The 21,697-nt window shown below is 45.8% G+C and carries 15 protein-coding genes; 4 read left to right on the forward strand and 11 right to left on the reverse strand.

Annotated features, from left to right (window positions below):
- Positions 1-21 precede the first annotated feature (21 nt).
- The 6 genes from ACE5CV_RS15340 to ACE5CV_RS15365 form a co-directional block, all read right to left on the reverse strand.
- On the reverse strand, positions 22-603 hold the full coding sequence (locus ACE5CV_RS15340) for a C40 family peptidase (protein WP_374951070.1): 582 nt from the start codon (positions 601-603) through the stop codon (positions 22-24).
- 264 nt (positions 604-867) lie between these two features.
- The gene (locus ACE5CV_RS15345) at positions 868-1,851 is read right to left on the reverse strand and encodes an SDR family oxidoreductase (RefSeq protein WP_374951071.1); all 984 of its coding nucleotides are present in this window, start codon (positions 1,849-1,851) and stop codon (positions 868-870) included.
- 191 nt (positions 1,852-2,042) lie between these two features.
- A complete protein-coding gene (locus ACE5CV_RS15350; RefSeq protein ID WP_374951072.1) occupies positions 2,043-3,287 on the reverse strand; it encodes a cytochrome c3 family protein in 1,245 nt (414 codons plus the stop codon).
- Positions 3,288-3,385: 98 nt separating this feature from the next.
- Positions 3,386-4,900, reverse strand: coding sequence for a RagB/SusD family nutrient uptake outer membrane protein (locus tag ACE5CV_RS15355; protein ID WP_374951073.1), 1,515 nt, complete (start codon positions 4,898-4,900; stop codon positions 3,386-3,388).
- 17 nt (positions 4,901-4,917) lie between these two features.
- Positions 4,918-8,385 carry a TonB-dependent receptor gene (locus ACE5CV_RS15360; protein ID WP_374951074.1) on the reverse strand — a complete coding sequence of 1,156 codons (3,468 nt, stop codon included), beginning with the start codon at positions 8,383-8,385 and terminating at the stop codon, positions 4,918-4,920.
- A 190-nt stretch (positions 8,386-8,575) separates the two neighbouring features.
- Positions 8,576-9,607, reverse strand: a complete 1,032-nt coding sequence (locus ACE5CV_RS15365; RefSeq protein WP_374951075.1) for a FecR family protein — start codon at positions 9,605-9,607, stop codon at positions 8,576-8,578.
- 271 nt (positions 9,608-9,878) lie between these two features.
- On the opposite strand from ACE5CV_RS15365, the gene ACE5CV_RS15370 reads away from it, so the two are divergent.
- The gene (locus tag ACE5CV_RS15370) at positions 9,879-11,420 is read left to right on the forward strand and encodes a SulP family inorganic anion transporter (RefSeq protein ID WP_374951076.1); all 1,542 of its coding nucleotides are present in this window, start codon (positions 9,879-9,881) and stop codon (positions 11,418-11,420) included.
- 200 nt (positions 11,421-11,620) lie between these two features.
- Positions 11,621-12,172, forward strand: coding sequence for a dihydrofolate reductase family protein (locus ACE5CV_RS15375; RefSeq protein WP_374951077.1), 552 nt, complete (start codon positions 11,621-11,623; stop codon positions 12,170-12,172).
- On the opposite strand, the gene ACE5CV_RS15380 is transcribed toward ACE5CV_RS15375, so the two are convergent.
- Positions 12,173-12,763 (reverse strand): RNA polymerase sigma-70 factor, encoded by a 591-nt coding sequence (locus ACE5CV_RS15380; RefSeq protein ID WP_374951078.1) that lies wholly within the window; start codon positions 12,761-12,763, stop codon positions 12,173-12,175.
- Between the two features lie 205 nt (positions 12,764-12,968).
- Between ACE5CV_RS15380 and ACE5CV_RS15385 the strand changes: the two genes are divergently transcribed.
- Positions 12,969-13,286, forward strand: coding sequence for a hypothetical protein (locus ACE5CV_RS15385; protein WP_374951079.1), 318 nt, complete (start codon positions 12,969-12,971; stop codon positions 13,284-13,286).
- Between the two features lie 9 nt (positions 13,287-13,295).
- Here the strand turns inward: ACE5CV_RS15385 and ACE5CV_RS15390 are convergent, their stop codons facing one another.
- Positions 13,296-15,188, reverse strand: a complete 1,893-nt coding sequence (locus ACE5CV_RS15390) for an AAA domain-containing protein (protein WP_374951080.1) — start codon at positions 15,186-15,188, stop codon at positions 13,296-13,298.
- Between the two features lie 392 nt (positions 15,189-15,580).
- On the opposite strand from ACE5CV_RS15390, the gene ACE5CV_RS15395 reads away from it, so the two are divergent.
- Positions 15,581-16,336, forward strand: coding sequence for a ThuA domain-containing protein (locus ACE5CV_RS15395; RefSeq protein WP_374951081.1), 756 nt, complete (start codon positions 15,581-15,583; stop codon positions 16,334-16,336).
- Between the two features lie 150 nt (positions 16,337-16,486).
- Here the strand turns inward: ACE5CV_RS15395 and ACE5CV_RS15400 are convergent, their stop codons facing one another.
- The 3 genes from ACE5CV_RS15400 to ACE5CV_RS15410 all read right to left on the reverse strand — a co-directional run.
- Positions 16,487-17,899 carry a TolC family protein gene (locus ACE5CV_RS15400; RefSeq protein ID WP_374951082.1) on the reverse strand — a complete coding sequence of 471 codons (1,413 nt, stop codon included), beginning with the start codon at positions 17,897-17,899 and terminating at the stop codon, positions 16,487-16,489.
- Between the two features lie 85 nt (positions 17,900-17,984).
- Positions 17,985-21,185, reverse strand: a complete 3,201-nt coding sequence (locus ACE5CV_RS15405; protein ID WP_374951083.1) for an efflux RND transporter permease subunit — start codon at positions 21,183-21,185, stop codon at positions 17,985-17,987.
- 116 nt (positions 21,186-21,301) lie between these two features.
- A partial coding sequence (locus ACE5CV_RS15410; RefSeq protein ID WP_374951084.1) for an efflux RND transporter periplasmic adaptor subunit occupies positions 21,302-21,697 on the reverse strand: 396 nt, incomplete at its 5' end.

Here is a 21,697-nt window from a genome sequence, read left to right on the forward strand (position 1 = left end):
TTTTGGAGGCGCTAAGTAAACTTAGTTATCGTTACCCGGGAAAATGCGAATCGTTTTCACATAACGGCCGCGGTAATAAGGTTCTAACGCTGTTTCGGTAACGCCGTTTGCACGGCCGGAGGTGGAGTGTATGAATTTTACCTGGCCGCCCGCATTCGAGGTTATAATACCCATGTGGCCTACAACACGTATGGTACTGTCCGTCCCGGTAAAAAGAACTAGGTCGCCGGGTTTAGAATCATTTACGTTTACCTCGCGCTGCACATACGTAAAATCCATCGAGGTGCGCGGTACGGCTATTTTAAAGTGATTGAAAACGTACGTAATAAAGCCCGAACAATCGAACCCAGCCTGAGGGTCTGTAGACCCGTATTTATAAGGCGTACCGGTTAGGGTTGTAGCATAAGCGATAAGTTGCTGTGGCGTTGTAGCGCCGGTTACAATGGTGCTAACGTGCCCTGTAACATCCGGTGCGGGTGGTGGGATGTTGTTTGTTTTGGCAATAGTATCTGCGGTGCCCGTAATTACATAAGTTGGTTTATCAGGCGGACTGCAGGATAGCATAGTGGCTAAAACAATAAAGCATGGGGCTAATAATCGCATAGGTAATGATACGAAGAATAAACAGGCAATTCAAAGACCTTTGTTCAATGTCGCCTACAAGATCACTAATCTAAACCATTTTGGCCTTAAACATAATTTTGGCCTAACAATTCCCTTACATTGATTGTATACATTTATAACAACTCATTACCTGCAAAAATGGAATACAATACACTGGATATCGCGATGCTGCTTTTAGTGCTGTTCATTATCTGGGTAGCCATGCGCGTTCCGGTTATCAGCAATAAAATCTAACTTACCAGCTTATTTTCTAAATCCTGTTAAGATAAAGCCTGCAGCTAAACCGGCTGCCAGCCCGGCGGCTATGAATTTCCGGTGCGCTTTAGGTTTCCCTGGAATCCCCCAGCCACCGTTAGTGCTCATCCCATAATCTACAGTATTGAATAAATTGCCGCTGGTAGGGGCAATGTCTTTCGCTATCTTAAAATACTTGCGCATCACCATCCCTGTTATTTTCGTTGTCAGCTCGGGGAACAAGGCATGCGAAAATTTGAGCAGCAACGATGCGCTACCCACGTAAGTATTTGATTGCGGATCGTTAGCTACCTTGACCATCGCCTCTGCAACACGTTTAGGATCATAAACGGGTGGGGCAGGCTTTAACGATTTGCCGGTATAATTGCCCGCATGCTGTATGCCCGGGGTATCTAAAAAAGCAGGAAACAGGTCGCATACAAAAATTTGCGGCCACACTGCAAGTTCAGCTTTAAGCGCTTCAGAAAATCCCCTCAAACCAAATTTACTCGCTGTGTACCCTGCGCCATAAGGCACCGGTAAAAAGCCTCCGATCGATATATTGTTGATGATTATTCCCGCCTGTTGCGCTTTAAAGATAGGCAGCACCGCGTGTGCGCCGTTCATGTAGCCTAACAGGTTGGTTTGAATCACTTGTTCATGAATTTCCATTGGTGTATGATCAAAGTCGCCGGCTGCTAAAACGCCCGCATTATTCACCCATACATCGATCTTATTTTGCCAGATCTGCGCCTCGTTGGCCAAGTTGATCATCGCCTTTGTATCGGTAACATCCGTAACTACTGTAAGTACCTGCGCACCTAAGTCGCGGCATTCTTCAGCTACTTCTTCAAGGGCGTTTTTATTTCTTGCGGCCAATACCAGGTTGGTACCATGCTGCGCAAATTCAAACGCTGCCGCCCGCCCCGCGCCACTTGATGCGCCGGTAATTACTATGGTTTTATCTTGTAGTTTGATCTGTTTCGTTGCCATATCTAAACAACGACAACAAGAGATAAGTGTTTTTGAAAATGAATATGTGTACGGGAGCTACCAAATTGGGTCAAGCGACAATGCTTTTTATTAATACAAAAAAGCGCTCCGGATCTCATCCCGGAGCGCATCAACTAAACCAGGTCAATCTCATGCGCTGATCCTTTCTCAAGGGACCGGCTAATGACCTGTTATCTTCTGTCCTGCTTATTTATAAAAGCCAGGATCTTCTTTGTCTCTGTAGGATATACCGCAATGTGGTGCGTACGCACCAGGTAAGGTACCTGTACTTTGTTGCCGCTACCTTCTACCTGGATCAGGTTTGATGGTTTAGCGGGCATGTGGCAATCAATACAATTCTTTTTTAAAGCCATACCCAGTTTGGGCATCAGCTTGCATTCGTTATGATTGGCCGTTTTGTGGCAGCTCATACAGCGCTGTGAATACAGCGCCAGGTTGCCTGTTTCTTTTTGATGTACATTATGGCAGCTATTGCAATCCATATTGCTGCTGATAAAGCATTTGCTTGATGCCAGCAGGTCATTTTGGTTGCCATGCACATCCAGTGTGGCCGGGTTGGTATTTTGCGGTGCAAAATTATGTTCTTTCCATTTAGCCAGCGTATCTCCCATTTTAAAGGTAAAGGCCGACCGGTTAAAAACATCCTTATTACCCGAGTGGCAGGTAGCGCAAGCATCCAGCTTTTGCTGCCGGGTTAACCCTTTAATGGTGGTCATATACTTTGCCTGTTTAATCTCCGGGTATTCTGTATGAAAGTTAACGTGGTTAGCACCGGGCCCATGACAGCGTTCGCAATCAATCCCCATAATCAATGACGCTTTATCAAACTCAACCGTACGGTTGGTAAGGCTGATGTTCGGGTTCGGCAGCTCGTTAATGTAAGAGCTGTGGCATTCCATACAGCGGGTTACAATGGGGCGGGTAAAGTTGATCCTGCCGGTATCATAACCGGGGCTGTTGGTCCAGCTTTTTAGCGCGCTGAAGTACGACATCGGTAATTCAAATAACTTGTTGCCTTGCCAGTATAAATAGGTTTCGGCTTTGCCACCACCAATAGTGATGTCAAATCTTTTTGCTTCTGTCAGCTTGCCGTTAACAAAACCGGCCTGGTATAATCCACCAGTTTTTTTTTGCATCTCTACCGTTGATCCGTTACCGAAGCTGAACACATTATGGCCTTTTTCAAAGCTGCCGTGTATGGTTTCAATGCTTGCCGGGCGCGATGTTTCAAAGTGTGCGGTATGGATGTAAGAATTATAAACATTCTTGTGGCAGCTAACGCATGTGGCCGATCCCGCAAATATCTGACCGCGGGCATCCGGTTTTTTATCCTCGCCTGTATAACACTCCGTCAGGATAACCGTTAGCGGCACCATTAACACCAGCATAAAAAGAAACGCCCTTTTTGAGATCATTATCTTTTGTTAAGTGTTACGGTCAAATACATCATTTAGCTACAGCAGGTCATAAAAAAAGCTGCCGGTTGACCCGGCAGCTTTTTAATAATATAAAATTAATAACCCGGGTTTTGTTTAACCTGAGTACCATTTAAGGTTTCTGTTAACGGGATCGGTAGGATCTCATTTGTACCGGCTTTAAAGCCTTTAAATGCTAAGGCGGTAGGGGCCTGGCCGGTGCGCACCAAATCAAACCAACGGTGGCCTTCGGTAGCAAGCTCTAAACGGCGCTCGTTGTAAATGTTAGCTAATGTTGCAGTAGTTGCAGGTAGCTTAACACGGGCACGCACAGCGTTTAATAATGCAGCAGCACGGTTACCATCACCGCCGCTTTGTACTAAAGCTTCTGCTTCCATCAGGTAAGTATCAGCCAGGCGGATCTCAATGTAATCGTTAGGCCAGTTCAGGTCTGTTAAACCGGTAGTTACGATATTTGCGGTTTTAGGCGCGTATTTTTCAATGTAGTAACCGGTACCCTGGTAGCTTTCGTTGTAGCTGGTTTTGTTAGCCTTAGTTAAGCTGTCAATGTTAGCGATAGTGTAAGGATAACGCGGGTCGCCTTTCATAGCAGCAACCAATTGTGGGGTGATAGGGTTAAAACCGTAACCACCACCATAATAAGTAGGGCCACTATAGCTACGCGGGCCAACCATTTGTACGTAAACGTTACTTTTAAATTGGTTCCAATTGCTCCAGGTATAGTTTTGCAAACCCGAGTGTACCAGCTCAAATATCGATTCGCTGTTAAACTTGTTCTTCGGGCTGAAAATATCCGGGAACTTGGCTTGCAATTTATAACCATAAGTGCTTGTGCCACCCGGTGTACCGTTCACCTGCGCTAAAGTTGATGCGGCAAGCGCCCATTTCTTTTCGTATAAGTAAACTTTACCCAGTAGTGCTTTAGCAGCACCTTGTGTAACACGGCCATTTTCTGAAGCCGGCACAGTAGTAGGCAGATCATTGATAGACGCTGTCAAATCAGCTTCAACCTGTGCGTAAACTGCCTCTGGCGTAGCCTGCGGCTGTTTGTACACGTCTGCGATTTGCAAAGTGGTTAATATCAACGGAACGTTCTTAAAAATTCTAACCAGGTCAAAGTAATAGTGGGCACGCAAAAACTTTGCTTCGGCAGTGTAGCGTTTTAACGTAGCAGCATCCAGGCCCGGTACGTTAGGCAATTTCTCTAACAATACGTCGGCACGGTTAACACCCTGGAAATTGATAGCCCAAAAACCACCCTGCGGACCTGTAGAGGCACTCATGGTATAGTTATTAAACGACTGCCAGGCTGGAATGTCCGATGAACCACCACCACCTGCAAAACAATCGTCAGAACCTGAGTTTAACGGGCCAAGTGGGTCTGTGTAAGTACCGTCCAAACCGCCCGTTTCAGTAACCAACGGGTCGTAAGCGGCAACCAGGGCGGTAAGCGCCTGCGCAGGGTTTGCGTAATAATTGCTTTCCAGAAACTGACCGTTAGGGGTCAGCTCCAGGAATGATTTCTTACAAGATGCCATTACGCCTATAGCTAAGGCAAGGGCTCCTGTGTATGCTATATATCTTCTTTTCATGATATTTTGTGTTTGAGTTATAATGTAATATCTAAACCAACCATAAATGTGCGGGCTTGCGGGTAAACACCCATGTCAATACCACCTACACCAACTGCACCGTTAGCGTTACCGCCAATTTCCGGATCGTAACCTTTGTAACCGGTAATGGTAGCCAGGTTATTAGCACTTAAGAAAATACGGGCGCGCTGTACATCAGCTTTTTTAAGCCACATATTAGGCAGGCTGTAACCTAATTGCAAAGTTTTGATGCGGAAATATGCGCCGTTTTGAAGGTAAAAGTTTGACGGGTTACGGAAGTTGTTGTTAGGATCTGCATCGGTTAAACGCGGGTAATTGCTGCCCGCGTTTGTCGGCGTCCATGCATTCAATGCTTCGATTGGGTAGTTGGCTGATGCAATATCTAACCTGCGGTAAGCCTGGTAAATTTTGTTACCCCAAACTCCCTGGCCAAATACGCGCAGATCGAAGTTTTTGTAGTTGGCACCAAAGTTAACACCATAGGTAAATGTTGGCAGCGGGCTGCCTAAGTATTTACGGTCGTTAGCATCAATTTTGCCGTCGCCGTTAACATCCTGCCATTTAAAATCACCCGGTTTTGCGTTTGGCTGTATTAAGCTGCCGGTTGAGTTGGTATAAGAGTTAACCTCGGCCTGTGATTTAAAAGTGCCCATTTCCTGGAAACCATAGAAAGCACCAACCGGCTGGCCAACTGCTGTACGGCCAATTTCATAGTTAGAGCTTTGTACACTACCAACAGTAAAGAAGTTGATCTGGCTGCCCAGGTAAGTAACCTCGTTGTGGTTGTAAGATATGTTACCACCGATGTTGTAGCTAAAATCGCCTATTTTGTTGTTATAGCCTAAATTTAACTCAACACCTTTGTTTTCCATATCGCCAATGTTGGCAGATGGCTGACCAGCGAAACCTGCGTAAGCCGGTAACTGTACGGTTTGCAACATACCTTTGGTAAGCTTGCGGTAAATATCAAACGTAACGGTTAAGTTGTTAAATAATGTTGCATCAAAACCGATGTTCGCACTACGTGTTTCTTCCCATTTCAAGTCCGGGTTAGATGGGGCGTTAGGGCTGTAACCTACCACTAAACCATCGGCACCGAAAATGTAGTTACGTCCACTACCAATAGTCGCGGTATATTGGAATGGATTTAACGACATTTCGTTACCTACAACACCGTAGCTTCCACGTAATTTAAAGTAGTCTACAAAAGTATTTTGCGGGAACCAGCTTTCTTTAGATACAACATAACCCACCTGCCCTGAAGGGAAGATACCGTATACGTTGTTGCTACCAAATTTGGATGAACCATCACGACGGATAATGCCGGTGAATAACCATTTGCCATCGTAATCGTAAGTTAACCTTGCGAAGGTAGATGCCAGGGTGTATGGCTGATTATCAAAACCGTTTGCAATCTTATTAGCGTTAGCTAAAGCGTAGTTAGCAGATGCCTCTGCAAAAGTATTTACAGGTAATCCTACAAACGTACCGGCAATGCCCGATCCGCTTTGTTTTTGTGCACTTGTACCAATTAAAGCGGTAAAGTTGTGTTTACCAAAAGCACGGGTATAAGTAGCTGTATTATCAATGTTCCATGACAGGTTCCTGTCGTTTTCACGGTAGAACGAGGTGTTTGACAAATTGCTTGTGCTTGAGTTTAAATAGAACAACGGGTTAAACGACTCGCTGCCGTAGTATGATTGCTTTGCGCTGATCTGTGAACGCAGCTTTAAACCGGCGATAGGCTCAACTTCAACAAAGGCGTTACCCAACAGGTTGGTTGCATAGCCATAATTGCCGTTTTGCGTTTGTACATAGGCAAGCGGGTTAGTAATTTCCTGCGATACATAGTTAGATATACCGTAAGGTAAACCTTGTGCATTGCGGATGATGTTGGCCGAATTCGCGTTGTAAACTGATGCATTAGGCTGGCCATTGATGTCTGAGACTGTAACCGGCGTAATAGGGTCAAGGTTAAGTGCAGAACTTAGCGGGCCACCAAACAGGTTATTTGTATTTAAGCTGTTTTTGTTTTTGGTGTAAGCATAAGTAAAGTTTTCGCCGATGGTTAACCATTTTTTTGCTTTGTAGCTGGTGTTAACGGTAAACGTAAACTTTTTGTAATTGGAGATGTCTGAAGCAACGATACCATCCTGATCTAAGTAACCAAATGAGGTGTAGTAGGTGGTTTTATCGCTTGCGCCGCTAATGGCCAGGTTGTGGTTCTGGATCTTAGCACTGTTACTGAAGATTTGATCCTGCCAGTTAGTGCCGGTACCAAATTGTGATGGGTTGGCAAATGGAGCGTTACCGCCATCGTTGGTGATTGCCTGGTTGCGCAGGGTAGCATATTGGGTTGCGTTAGCCAGTTTTACTTTGCTAACAGGTGCCTGCCAGCCTACGTAGCCATTGTAGGCAACCCTGGCCGGGCCTTGTTTACCTTTTTTAGTAGTGATGAATACCACACCGTTAGATCCGCGCGAACCGTAGATAGAAGCCGCAGCATCTTTCAACACATCGATAGATTCTACATCGTTAGGGTTAACCAGGTCTAAACCACCGTCAACAATAACACCGTCAATTACATAAAGCGGGTTGCTGTTGTTGATAGATGTGGTACCCCTGATACGTACGCTTGGTGCAGCACCCGGCGCGCCAGAGCTTTGCAAAACGCTAACACCTGCGGTACGGCCTTTCAGGGCATCATCTACACGGGTTAGCTGCTGATCTTGCAGGTCGCTTGCTTTAACACTGCTGATGGCGCCGGTTACACTGCCGCGTTTTTGCGTGCCGTAACCAACCACTACAACTTCGTTTAAATTTTTAACGTTCTCAACCAGGGTAACGCTAAAAGCTGTTTGGCTGCCAACTGTTATTTCCTGGCTGTTAAAACCAATGTAGGCAATAACCAATACAGAGTTAGGGCCAGCAACGTTAAGTTTGAAATTACCATTGATATCGGTAGTGGTTCCGTTGCTGGTGCCTTTTTCCAATACGCTGGCGCCGATAACGGTTTGGCCGGTTTGGTCAACCACCTTACCGGTGATAGGAGTAGCTACTGCAGCTTGTTTAGTAGTAGCGGTAACGGGCGCTGGTGTACCTGCCATTCTGCCTAAGATAATACGGTCTTTTAGTACCTCATAGCTAATGCCGTTGGTTTTCAAAACCTGGTCAAGCACGGTTTTTAAAGAAAGGTTATCAGCGTTAACAGATACTTGCTGGTTTACGTTGATAGCGCTATTGCTGTAGATAAACCTAACGTTATCGTTTTTTTGCAGGTAGTTTAACACATTCTGTAAAGATGTGTTGTTTAAAGACATGCTTACTTTCTTATCCAACACGCTTTGAGCGTTGGTTGTGCTTGAGTAGGCCATGCTGCTCAATACTGCCGAAAGGAAGAGCTGTATAAATGTTATCCTCATGATCTGATACCAGGGAATAGGGTTTCGTAAATGAAATTTCATTATATTTGATTTGTTTCTTTTGAAAAAATGGAACAATTAACGCCCCCTCACCACTAAATTGGTGTTGTTTGCAAATGGGCTACTTTAGGCTTAGGAGTGCTCGTAACACTTCTAAGCTTTTTTATTTCGGGCTGTTGGGCCTCACCCGGGCGGCTATGTCTGTTTTTTACTCTTCATACTTAGGATTTGGTTAATTAACTGGTTTATTTAATTCGATTATATTATTTCTGATGGCGTAATCAATATTGAGGGCTTTGCTCAAGGCTTCTAATACGTCGGGCAGGTTTAGCCCGCTGAAATCTGCATTCAGCATGTAGTGGTTAAGCTTTTCGTTGCTTACCCTGATATTTACATTATAGGTAGCGTTCAGCGTTGGTACAATATCTTTTAAAGGCTTATTGTCAAAATATAAGTCAACATGCTTCCATTTTTTCAGCTCAGTATTTTTGGCAATGCTTTCGGGTTTCAAAACCTTTGCATCAGTTAAATAGGTAACTTTTTGCTGAGGGTATAATATCACCTCATCTTTATTAATGGCCAGCAAGTTTCCGTTAGCCGCTTTTTTAACACTTACTGATACTTTGCCGCTAACTACCGATACATCAGCCGTATGGCTTGCTTCATTATCCCGCACTAAAAAGCTGGTACCCCAAACTTTGGTAATAATAGTACGGCCGGTAATAATGAACGGCCGCTGGGGGTTTTTAGTCACTTCGAAAAACGCCTCACCGGTAAGGCCCACCATACGGGATGCCTTTGCAAATGCAGCAGGGTACTTCAGCGTAGCCCGCGGACTCAGCCATACCACGCTGCTATCAGGCAGAATGGTTTTTGTAATATGGTTGGAGCCGTTGGCAACTGTGATAATTTGAGCGGCTACAATCTGTGCTGTCTCCTTCGGCGCTTCTGCCGGCCTATTAAAGATGTACAAACCTGTGGCGATTAAAGCTACCGCTGCGGCACCTGCAATTTTATACCAAAGGCTATTTTTACTACGGGTAATGTTATAAACCGGGGCTTCTTCGGATTTGCCGATGTTCTCCAGGATGCGGTTATACAGATTAGCCTCCAACGTCTGTTGCTCATCTTCAGTTAAGGCATCAATGTAATTAGGGTGTTGCCCAAAAGATGCATACCATTCCTGTACCTGTGCAGATTCTGCTGGAGAACAATTCCCACTCAAATACTTTTCCAGTAACTCAACGGGTATAGGTTTCTTCATGAAATGAGTAAAGTATAGTTCGGTTTATAAATACAATGACGTGCTGCCGGGCCGTAACCCTTACTATGAAATGAAAAAAGTTTCCATATTTCCGCTTGTTTTTTTAAACCATTGATATTCAATCAATAAAATTTATGACTAGGGTGTGGTATTAATTGTCATTGAGCATATAGTTTGGCAAGTAATGTTTTTTGGTAATTTTGCCGTAATGCAAAAGGTCATCAATTGCTTTACACCGCATTGAAATGATAAGCACTGCACATGACCTATTATGAAGGCTTACTTTAACTTGTTCGACTTTTCGCAAAAGATCAATTATAAGAACGAGATACTGGCCGGGTTAACGGTTGCCATGACCATGATGCCCGAATCCCTTTCGTTCGCAATTTTAGCCGGCTTCCCGCCTCTTGTAGGGTTATACGCTGCGTTTATGATGGGGCTTGTTACGTCCATTTTTGGCGGCCGGCCCGGGCTGGTATCCGGTGGTGCAGGTGCAACCGTTATAGTGCTCATTGCGCTCATGAAATCCAACGGATTGGATTATGTATTTGCAGCCGTGGCCCTGGCCGGGGTAATTCAAATATTGGTTGGCTTGTTTAAATTAGGCAAGTTTGTGCGCCTGGTGCCACAACCGGTAATGTATGGCTTTGTTAACGGACTGGCGGTAGTAATATTTATGGCGCAACTTTTGCAATTTAAAACTGTTGTTGGCGGGCACGAGGCCTGGCTATCCGGCCAGGCACTATATACTATGGCCGGCCTGGTTGCCCTTACAATCGCGATAGTAGTATTGGTTCCGCGCTTTACAAAAGCGGTCCCGCCATCGTTGGTGGCCATTATTGTTGTGTTTTTTATCGTGATGGGTTTTGGCATCCACACTAAAACTGTTGGCGATATTGCAGCTGTTAGCGGTGGATTCCCACCTTTCCATATCCCGGCGGTGCCGTTTAACCTGGATACGTTTAAGATCATATTTCCATATGCGCTTATCATGGCGGGTGTCGGGTTAACTGAAGGGCTGCTAACCTTAAACCTTGTGGACGAAATTACGGCTACACGCGGCAACGGCAACCGCGAGGCCATAGCGCAGGGCGGTGCAAATATCCTCAACGGTTTTTTCTTTGGCATGGGTGGCTGCCCAATGATCGCGCAAACGTTGGTCAACCTTTCTGCAGGCGCAAGGGCCCGGCTCTCGGGAATCATAGCATCGCTCACTATCCTGCTTATTATCCTCATTGGGGCGCCTGTTATTGAGCGGGTGCCCATGGCTGCCTTAACCGGGGTAATGTTTATGGTTGCGATAGGTACTTTTGAGTGGATAAGCTTCCGCATTATTAATAAGATGCCCCGACAGGATGTTTTTGTAGGGATAATTGTCGCCCTCATCACTATTTGGCTGCATAACCTTGCCCTGGCTGTTTTAGTGGGCGTTATTATATCGGCATTGGTTTTTGCCTGGGAAAGTGCCAAACGCATCCGTGCGCGCAAATACTTAGATGATGATGGCGTGAAGCATTACGAGATCTTCGGCCCGTTGTTCTTTGGGTCGGTAGCGGCGTTTAACGAAAAGTTTGATGTGACAAATGATCCTGAAACAGTGGTGATCGATTTTAGGGACAGCCGCGTTTCAGACATGTCCGGCATCGACGCTTTAAACAAATTAACCGAACGTTACCACCAGGCGGGTAAGAAACTCCATTTGAAATATCTGAGCAATGATTGCCGAACACTGCTTAAAAATGCGGAGGGATTAATAGTGGTAAATATTATCGACGACCCGGCATACCGCGTTGCTACGGAAAGACGGCGGTAGAATCACAAGTTTTTATTTATTATAGTGCAGGGCTTCGCATTGAACCAAATACCCGCGCGCTTTACTTCAGAAAGTCAACTTTAATTTATTGTAACCTAAACTACATGGCTGATATAACCCGCTCATTTGTCGTAATCAGCCCTCCATTTATTGGAGCGATAACGTATTTTTGATCAATCCGAAATATAATAACAGACAAAATGAGAAATACCATTTGCGCCATGAACATCAGCATAGACGGGTGCTATGATCATACGAGATTTAACGGCGATGACGAATTGCTGGATTACTTTACAGATCTGATGAAGGATGTTGACCAAACGGTTACAGGCCGCAAAATGTACGAACTGATGGTGCCGCATTGGCCCGATATTGCCAAAAATCAATCAGGTACAAAGGCGGCGAATGAGTATGCTGATACCGTTTCTGTTATTGATACTATTGTGTTTTCTACAACGATGGAAGAATTTGATGGTGGTCCACGCATTCTCCGCGGAAACTTGGAGGCGGAGGTGCGTAAATTAAAAGAGCAACCGGGCAAGAAAATATCAATCGGCGGCGTTAGCCTGCGGTCGCAACTAATTAAACTCGGCTTGATAGATGAATTTTATTTTGTGATACACCCCGTACTCGCCGGTTCCGGCCCAAGGCTGCTTGAAGGCTTTGATATGGATGAGATAGAAAGATTGGAACTTGTAGATACAAAGATCCTTAAATCCGGATGCGTTGCGCTGCACTATATTAAACAATAATTACTTCAACAACAGAACCGCAATGAGCGACAAATAATGGCCCAGGCCAAGGCGGATGTGTTTCAGCGCTTTGGTAATATGGTGCTCAACTGTTTTTTCGGATATGCCCAATTCGTAAGCAATCTCTTTGTTGGTTTTGTGTTCAACACGGCTTAGTTCAAAAACCGAACGGCATTTATCGGGCAGTGTGTTTACCTCCTGCTCTATAGTTTGCTCCAGTTCTTTAACCAACAGGGCGTTTTCCGTAGAATTATCAGTTTCCGAGTAAACCAGCTTAAACGATTCCTTGTAACGCTCGCGCACCATGTTTTTCCTAAACTGATCAATAACCAGGTTGGCTACACTGGTAAAAAGGTAGCCGCTTAAAGTGCTGCGGATAGTAAGGCTAGCCCGCTTGTGCCAAAGGGCGGTGAACAATTCCTGAACAATCTCTTCGGCCATTTCTTTGTTTTTGAGACGTTTATAAGCCTCAGCGAATAGCGGTTTCCAGTAACGGGTGTAGATTTCCCTGAACGCACCTAACTTATCCTGCTGAAGCAAACCGATAAGTTCGTCATCATTTAACGGAGTAAAATTAGTAGTTCCCTTCAAGGCCTGCCCGGTGTATTTTTTGATAAAGTAATAACGTACAAAATTCTAAAAAAACATCTGATTAAAAATTTAGATATGTCATGTTTCAGTTAAAATAAATGTTAGCACACGTAATAATTACGATACAAAACAAAATCCCACAGAAATTCCAAACCGAGCCCAAACATTTTAATTATGACGATGTTTATTAACTATAATTAATATTATGAAACGGTTTAATGAAAATGAAACGGTGATTTACACCGACGAGGCAGGCAGATTAATTGACACGTTTGTTGTGTTTGATACAGACCTGGAAACAGGCATTACACATATTAACCACATGGACCTTAAGGTGAATGCTGAGAAATTGCAGTTGCATCCCACTTCTATAGAAAAATATAATTTGCCTATGGGCGATGCATTTAGCTTTGAAATATTCAAAAAGCTGAAAGAGAAATACGGTTCCAAAAATGTTCCGTCTGTAAGCCGCGAGCTTAAGAAAGAAACAGGCCACCTGCACGTTTTAAAACGCGCCTCATAAACGGGAGTATTAGTTTAAATACTCCCACGCACTCTGATAGCCGCCGGCTTGCTCGGCGTAGGCAACCATATCCGCGTAAAATGCCAGGCGGGTAATGGTTGAACTATCACCAATTATGACCAATTTTTTTCTTGCCCTTGTCATCGCTACGTTCATCCGGCGGATATCTGCCAGGAAGCCAATCTCACCTTCCGGATTACTGCGCGTCATACTAATATACACCACATCCCTTTCCTGCCCCTGAAAGCTGTCGACAGTATTTACTGTGATCATGGCAGCATGCTGTGACAATTCAGATGCTTCAAAAAATTCTTTTAATATCCTGATCTGCCCTTTGTATGGCGATATGATCGCTATCGAAGGGAATGCTATTCCCGAAGTAGTAATGCTTTCTACCAGTTGGTTAAGGTGTTTGAACAGGAAGGCAGCCTCTTCTGGATTGGTTGAGCTGGTGCCCTCTAACTTCTCATCGAAGCCGCAACCGGCCGTGTCTATAAAGCTCATAGGGGTATCATCAGCAAACAGCAGCTGCCTGGCCACTGAAGCATGCGCCTTTAACTTACTGCCATAAAATTCTTTAGAAGAAAAGCCCATGATCGCTTCGTTCATGCGGTATTGCTCGTCCAGCAGGGTTACCGCCTGCGGGTGCTTTGCAGCACATTTTTCAAGCAGGGTAGTGGCCAGCCCCGCTTTTGCGGCCTTGTCAGATTTTATTGTTGGCGGCAGTTGCAGGTGGTCGCCTGCCATAATAAGCTTTTGCGCTTTCAGAATGGGGATCCAGCAGGCAGGTTCAAGTGCCTGGCCTGCTTCGTCAATAACCACCGTATCAAACTTTACATCGCGGATAGTATAATGGTTGCTGCCTACCAGTGTTGCCGTAACTATCTGTGCTTTAGCTACCAGGTCGTCTATAATGAACTGCTCGGTTTTGGCAACATCTTTCATGATGCGGTGCGCCTCGTCGAATAGGGCCTTGCGCTGGTCTCGTTCCGCTTTACCGAAACTTCGTTTATACTGGTGCGCCATGTTTTTGTACCCCGCGGCTTGTTTCTTCATTTCTTTAATGTCGCGGGTGTATTTATGCTGGCCCATCTGGCTGTCCAGCGTTAAGGACGACAGCTTTTCTGATACGCGAGCCGGGTTGCCTATGCGCAGTACGTTGAGCCCCTCGGCAGCAAGTTTTTCGCTTAGCAGGTCAACCGCGGTGTTGCTGGGTGCGACCACCAAGATCTGTTTGCCGTTTTTTTTAATAAGCCCTTTAATAGCTTGTACTAGGGTAGTAGTTTTACCCGTTCCGGGCGGCCCGTGCACAATCGCCAGTTCATTTGCCGACAAGATCTGCAGCGCCGCCGCAGTTTGCGATGGGTTCAATGTAGGGAACGGCCGGCTATAGTCGGCATCAGCAAAGCCCGGCTCGGCCTCGCCGGTTAATATCCGGATAAGCTTACCATCCGGTTTATCTTTTAACGCTGCAGCCGTTTTAAGGGCGGCCTGCATCTCGTCATAGCTATTATTATCAAAAAGTAGTTCCACGCCCAATTTGCCGTCCCGGCTCCAATCAGGGAGTTCATCTGTAAAAAGGGTAAGTTTCAAACGGTCGCCGCCCAGGTAGGCAATGGTTCCTTCTACACGGTCGGTGCCTGCGTCGTGGTTAGAGAACAATACGGCAGGCACCCCAAACCTAAACTGGTGCGCAAGGTCCTTGTGAGTGGTTCGTTCCATCTCTACTGTTAGGTAATCGCCCCGGCTTGGCTCGCTGCCGCGAATGGCTATAGGATACCAGGTGATCCCGGCGGCGCGGCGGTCGGCAACCGAGGTGCTTTGGGTCAGTTTCAGGTAGGCGTTACGGTCCTCATCACGTTCAATCCGGAGCAGGTCAAGCAGGTCCTTAAAATAATCCATTGCGGCAAAGGTAAGAAAAGCGGGTAACTCAGAACTGTTGCCGTCAACTCACCCAGACTCAGGCTACCCGCGTTCGATCCTTTCTATATAATCGGCCAAACGGTAAATGTAAAGTGAACGCCTTTCTTTGCGGAGTAAAAGAAGCCAATCTACCGGTCGGGATGGCCTTTAAAAAAGTGTACAACTATTAACAAAGGTTTACACTTTTTCGCTAATTTTTTCTTAAATAATTGTTAATCAAATGTTTATGAAAAACGTGGGTTAACATGATTTGCCCGTTATCGAAAGGGGCAAATGTTTAAAATCTTAAGCATATGCATAAGAAAAAATGCGTTATAACAGGCGCTTTTACCGTGCGATTAACCATATTTGAAATTACAATCCACAACGCTATGAAAAACCTGTTCGTTATCCTGCTTATTTGCCTCGGCATGGCTGCATCGGCCCAAACAAAAAAGCCTGCTTATAGGGTACTGGCACTTTATGAGAATGGCGGGCACCATATGGCGTATTCCAAACGCGCAAAAGTATGGTTGAACCAGTTAGCTGCAAAAAAGGGCTTTACTATTGATTACATACAAAATACCGATCAGATCAATGAGGCCTTCCTAAACCGTTATCGGTTATTCATCCAGTTGGATTACCCGCCTTACGGCTGGAAGCCTGCCGCATCCGCCGCGTTCGAAAAGTATATTGAAGAAGGCAAAGGCGGATGGATTGGTTTTCACCATGCTACCCTGTTGGGGGAATTTGACGGATACCCGATGTGGCAGTGGTTCTCCGGCTTTATGGGCGGCATTACCTATAAAAACTATATAGCTACTTTTGTGCAGGGCAGCGTAAACGTGGAGGATAAACAGCACCCGGTAATGCGCGGTGTACCCACACCGTTTATGGTGAAGCAGGAGGAGTGGTATACTTATGACAAAAGCTCCCGCCCAAATGTACATGTGCTGGCAAGCGTGGATGAAAACAGCTATGAACCTAAAACAGATATCAAAATGGGCGATCACCCGGTAGTGTGGACTAACGAACACGTTAAAGCACGCAACGTTTACATCTTTATGGGCCATTCACCTAAATTGTTTGACAATCCAGCATATACACGGCTGGTAAGCAACGCTATTGTGTGGGCGTCGGGTAGGTAATTATGTTGTTGGTGGTCATGGTTCGACAAGCTCATCATGACAAAGTAATAGGCGCATCAGTGACATAAAACGGCTTAAAAAAAAGCCGCCCCTTTTACAAGAGACGGCTTTGGCAGGAGTGGTCGTAATTAAATTACAAACTCACCAAAATTAATTCCAACCCCCGCCTAACGAGCGGTAAAGATCGCTTACGGCGCTTAGCTGCGCACGTTTAATCGCTACCAGTTCCAGTTCGCTTTGCAGCACATTACCCTGGGCAGTAATTACTTCCAGATAATTAGCCATGCCATTTTTGAATAACAGGTTGGCATTACCCGTTGCTTTTTGCAGCGTGTTTACCCTGTTGGCAGCAATAGCTTGCTCGTCCTTCAGTTTATCTATCCGCACCAGCGCATCAGATACCTCGCCAACAGCGTTCAATACCGACTGCCTGAACTGCAGCACATTTTTTTCGCGTTCTACCTGGGCTACTTTGTATGTTGTGCTCAGGCGTTTACGGTCAAGCAAAGGCTGAATGATACTACCCGATACAACACCGAACAACGATGCCGGGATGTTGAACCAGTTGCTTGCCCGGAATGAGTTTACACCGCCCTGCGCCGAAATGCGCAACGCAGGATACATATCCGCCTTGGCAATGCCTACACGGCTGTTAGCGATGATGAGCTCCAGCTCGGCCGAACGTACATCCGGGCGGCGGCTTACCACTGCCGATGGTAAACCAGCAGAAAGGTTTGTCGGCACGGTCAGCTCGTCAAGCGTGCCGCTGCGCTCAATCCTGTCTGGCAGCGATCCTGCCAGGATGCGCAGGGCGTTTTCCTGCACGGCAATATTCTGTTCAAATTGCGGCACCAGTTGTGCTGCGGCTAAGCGTTGTGCATCAGCTTGCTGTACAGCCAACAGGGTAACCTGCCCGGCATCATATTGCAGGCGGATGATGCGCAAGGTACTGTCGTTTAATTTTACATTGCGTTGGGCTATCTTTAGCTGTGCATCCAGCATCAGCAAATTATAATAACCTTGTGATACGCCGGCTACGATATTTGTTTGGATCAGTTTTTTAGCCTCATTGGTTTGCAGATAGGTAGCCAGTGCGCTTTTGCTCTGGTTACGTATCTTGCCCCAGATATCCGCCTCCCATGATAGGGAAAGATTGGCGTTATAATCCTCAATGTGCTTGCTGCCGATAAACTGGTTAAGGCTTAAGCCATTCAGGCTATTGTCTGACGGGCGGTTGATGTTGGCTGTTACCCCGGCGCTTACTGTTGGTACATAATTCCATTTAACCTGTTTAAACAGCAGTTGCGATTGCTCAATATTCTTTACGGCAATTTGCATGTCGTAATTTTTTTGGATAGCGCTGTCTATGAGTTTTTGCAAAGTAGCTTCCGTAAAAAAGCTTCTCCATTTCATATCGGCAATGCTGGTGGTATCTCCGGTTGTTGCCGCGTTCCTAAAGGCCACCGGTAACTCTGGTTTGGGGGCCTTTATATCTTTAGAAACTTTACACGCGCTTAATGCTAATAGCAGCATAAAAGCGAATGTGTTAATATATCTTTTCATTGTATTTTTTGTTGAGCCTTATTTAAGTCTCATCCCAAAGGATGGACTTAATAAGGTATGTATATTATTAATCGCCGGGTTAGCCTTAGCTCAGCTCCGGCTCCATTTCATTGATATGTTTTTCATCCTGATGGCCGTCCAGTTGGCGTTTGATAGGCGCGCCGCTTATTTTTTCCTGCAAATGCTGGAAGATCACAAACAACACGGGGATCATAAACAAACCGATAAGCACACCAGACACCATACCACCCGCAGCACCGATACTAATGGAGTGGTTACCCTGTGCAGACGGGCCGGTTGCAATACTCATTGGGAATAACCCGAACACGAATGCAAGTGACGTCATGATAATAGGGCGCAGCCTTAAGCGCGATGCCTCTAATGCCGATTCGACCAAACCCATCCCGGCTTTGCGTTTTTGTACCGCAAATTCGATGATCAGGATAGCATTCTTGGCCAGCAAACCGATAAGCATGATCAAAGCCACCTGTACATAAATGTTATTTTCGATACCGGTTAAGCCCAATACCACAAATACACCAAAGATACCGGTAGGGATCGACAGGATAACGGCCAGCGGCAGGATGTAGCTCTCGTACTGTGCAGATAGCAGGAAGTAAACGAAAACCAAACACAGCATAAACACAATAGCCGATTGCCCGCCCGATGAGATCTCCTCACGCGTTTGGCCCGAGAATTCATAAGCAAAGCCTGAAGGCAGCTGCTCCTGCGCCGTTTCCTGGATAGCCTTGATGGCATCGCCCGAGCTGTAGCCCGGTTTTGGAATAGCGTTTATCTGGATAGAGTTAAACAAGTTATAGCGCGATGCGGTTTCTGAACCATATACACGGGTTAGTTTAACCAATGTATTGATCGGAACCATCTCGCCGGTTTTATTCTTCACAAATACACGGTCGATAGATGCAGGGTCGGTACGGTCGGCAATATCAGCCTGTACCACCACGCGGTAGTATTTACCAAAGCGGTTAAAATCTGATGCCTGGGCGCTCCCGAAATAGGCCTGCATAGTTTGCAGGATGTCTTTAACATTTACACCCAGCTGGTTGGCTTTCTCATCGTCAACCTCTAACTGTAACTGCGGATAATCTGCTTTAAAAGAGGTAAAGGCATAGGCAATAGCCGGTTTAGCCATCAGCTTGCCAATAAAATTGTTGGCTACGCCGCTAAATTTGTCCAGCGTACCGCCGGTTTTATCCTGCAACACCATATCAAGCGCCTCTACATTACTAAAGCCAGGTACGGTAGGGAAACTGAATACAAAGAAAGTTCCGCCGGTTATAGCACCTAACTGCCCGCGGATGGCATCCTGTATGGCATTAATGTCCTTTACTTCGCCGCGATCTTCATTCGGTTTAAGCAGTACAAATACTACGGCCGATGATGGGCTGCTGGAGTTAGTTAACAAGTTGAAGCCCGATATAGCGGTAACAAACCTTGCCGATGGCAGGGCCCGCAGTTTAGCTTCGGCGTCGTTCAGGATCTTTGTTGTACCATCAAGCGATGTACCTGATGGGGTAGATACCGATATGGCCACAAAGCCCTGATCTTCGGTTGGGATAAATCCCGATTTAGTTGTGGTAACCAGGTAAACGGTAGCACCGGTTATCAGTGCCAAACCACCCATGCTTATCCATTTATTTTTTACCAGGAATTTTACGCCGCCAATATACCTTTCAGTTAAGGTGTTAAAGCTGCTGTTAAAGCCAGCATTGAATTTTTGAACGAATGTTTTCTTAGGGGCTATTTCACCGTCTTTGGTAACATGGTTACTTTTCAGGAACAATGCTGCCAGGGCCGGGCTAAGCGTTAACGCGTTTACTGCCGATATCACAATGGCTATCGACATAGTGAACGCGAATTGCCGGTAAAAAATCCCGGTAGAGCCGCTCATGAAACCAACCGGTAAAAACACTGCCGCCATTACCAGGGTAATAGAGATGATAGCGCCGGTAATTTCATGCATGGCCTTGGTGGTTGCAACCTTTGGTCCCAGGTGTTCGTGCTCCATCTTGGCGTGCACGGCCTCCACCACAACAATGGCATCATCCACCACAATACCGATGGCCAGCACCAGTGCAAACATGGTAAGCAGGTTAATGCTAAAGCCAAACAGATTCATGAAAAAGAAAGTACCCAAAATAGCTACCGGCACGGCAATGGCCGGGATAAGTGTTGATCGGAAATCCTGAAGGAAGATAAACACTACGATAAACACCAGTATGAACGCTTCTATCAGCGTATGCTGTACCTGCGATATCGATTCATCCAACGCGGTTTTTGTGCGGTAAAATTGGTTCCACTTAACACCTGCCGGGAAATCCTTAGCGGCTTTTTCCATTACCTTATCTACGGCTAACTGAATTTCGTTAGCGTTAGATCCTGCCAGTTGTATTAAACCAATGGCTATACCATCTTTACCGTTCAAGTGGGTTACACTACTATATGAGTAAGCGCCCAGCTCTACACGGGCTACATCTTTAAGGTGCAGTACGGATCCATCTGAATTGGCGCGAATAGCTATGTTGCCATATTCTTCGGGCTTGGTAAGTTTACCTTTGTATTTTATAACGTACTCAAACACTTCCTTGCTGCGCTCGCCTAATTTACCGGGGGCAGCTTCCAGGTTTTTATCCTGTATGGCACCCATAACTTCGGCAGGGGTAATTTTGTAGGCGGCCATTTGGGTAGGGTTTAACCAAATACGCATGCTGTAATCCTTAACACCACCAAATATCACGGCCGACCCAATACCGGGGATACGTTTAATTTCGGGGATGATATTGATCTGCGCGTAATTAGCCACAAAAGTCTGGTCGTATTTTTTAGGGTCTTCGGTGTACATACCAACGGCACCGATAAGGCTGTTTTGCTGTTTAGTAGTCGTAACACCTTGCTGAACTACCTCGGCAGGTAATTGACTAGTGGCCTGTGTAACACGGTTTTGTACGTTAACGGCAGCCTGATCGGGGTTGGTGCCCTGTTTAAAGTAAACGGTAATGGCTAAAGATCCGTCGTTGCTGGCGGTCGAGCTCATGTAGCTCATATTCTCTACACCGTTTATTGATTCTTCTAACGATGGTGCTACGGAGCGCAGCACGGTCTCGGCATTAGCACCGGGGTACACAGCCGTTACTAAAACGGCAGGCGGGGCAATATCCGGAAATTGCTGTAAAGGCAACCTGGTTAAGCCAAGCACACCTACGATCACCAGTAGTATGGAGATAACGGTGGATAGTACCGGCCTTTCAATGAATTTTTGAAACATGATTTTTGTTTTTTGATATGAGTTTCCCCGTTTCCGCCTTTTTTAAGGCAAATCAGGGTTGCGATCTTGTCTTTTAAGCCCCCTCTCGTTTGAGAGGGGGGTAGGGGATGATTCCCTTAGTTTTTTGCTACGGCGCCTGCTTTATCAACAGATTTTTGCGGTGCAATAACGGTACCTTCCTGCAAGTGGTCGATGCCGCTCAATACAATCTGGTCGCCGGCTTTAACACCATCGCTTACCAGGTAGTTGGTGCCACTTTTACCTACAATGCTGATAGGAACTTTTTTCACCTTGTTGCTATCCGCAAGGGCAAACACAAAGGTTTTGTCCTGCATTTCGATAGTGGCAGATTCCGGGATGATCAATGCGTTAACATGTTGCAGGCTCAGGCGCACCTTACCGGTGTTTCCTGATCTTAGTAAGCCCTGGGGATTAGAGAAGCTTGCCCTAACCGTGATGGCGCCGGTAGTTTTATCAAACTGTCCGTCTATCACGTCTATCTTACCCTGGCG

The sequence above is a fragment of the Mucilaginibacter sp. genome (assembly GCF_964263795.1).
In the GTDB taxonomy this organism is placed as follows: domain Bacteria; phylum Bacteroidota; class Bacteroidia; order Sphingobacteriales; family Sphingobacteriaceae; genus Mucilaginibacter.

Excerpts from the sequence above, each read along its gene's own strand:
- ACE5CV_RS15395 (WP_374951081.1), top strand. The coding sequence starts at position 15,581 with ATGAAAAACCTGTTCGTTATCCTGCTTATTTGCCTCGGCATGGCTGCA.
- ACE5CV_RS15340 (WP_374951070.1), bottom strand. The coding sequence starts at position 603 with ATGCGATTATTAGCCCCATGCTTTATTGTTTTAGCCACTATGCTATCC.
- ACE5CV_RS15365 (WP_374951075.1), bottom strand. The coding sequence starts at position 9,607 with ATGAAGAAACCTATACCCGTTGAGTTACTGGAAAAGTATTTGAGTGGG.
- ACE5CV_RS15385 (WP_374951079.1), top strand. The coding sequence starts at position 12,969 with ATGAAACGGTTTAATGAAAATGAAACGGTGATTTACACCGACGAGGCA.
- ACE5CV_RS15375 (WP_374951077.1), top strand. The coding sequence starts at position 11,621 with ATGAGAAATACCATTTGCGCCATGAACATCAGCATAGACGGGTGCTAT.
- ACE5CV_RS15360 (WP_374951074.1), bottom strand. The coding sequence starts at position 8,385 with ATGAAATTTCATTTACGAAACCCTATTCCCTGGTATCAGATCATGAGG.
- ACE5CV_RS15390 (WP_374951080.1), bottom strand. The coding sequence starts at position 15,188 with ATGGATTATTTTAAGGACCTGCTTGACCTGCTCCGGATTGAACGTGAT.
- ACE5CV_RS15370 (WP_374951076.1), top strand. The coding sequence starts at position 9,879 with ATGAAGGCTTACTTTAACTTGTTCGACTTTTCGCAAAAGATCAATTAT.
- ACE5CV_RS15355 (WP_374951073.1), bottom strand. The coding sequence starts at position 4,900 with ATGAAAAGAAGATATATAGCATACACAGGAGCCCTTGCCTTAGCTATA.
- ACE5CV_RS15405 (WP_374951083.1), bottom strand. The coding sequence starts at position 21,185 with ATGTTTCAAAAATTCATTGAAAGGCCGGTACTATCCACCGTTATCTCC.
- ACE5CV_RS15400 (WP_374951082.1), bottom strand. The coding sequence starts at position 17,899 with ATGAAAAGATATATTAACACATTCGCTTTTATGCTGCTATTAGCATTA.
- ACE5CV_RS15350 (WP_374951072.1), bottom strand. The coding sequence starts at position 3,287 with ATGATCTCAAAAAGGGCGTTTCTTTTTATGCTGGTGTTAATGGTGCCG.
- ACE5CV_RS15345 (WP_374951071.1), bottom strand. The coding sequence starts at position 1,851 with ATGGCAACGAAACAGATCAAACTACAAGATAAAACCATAGTAATTACC.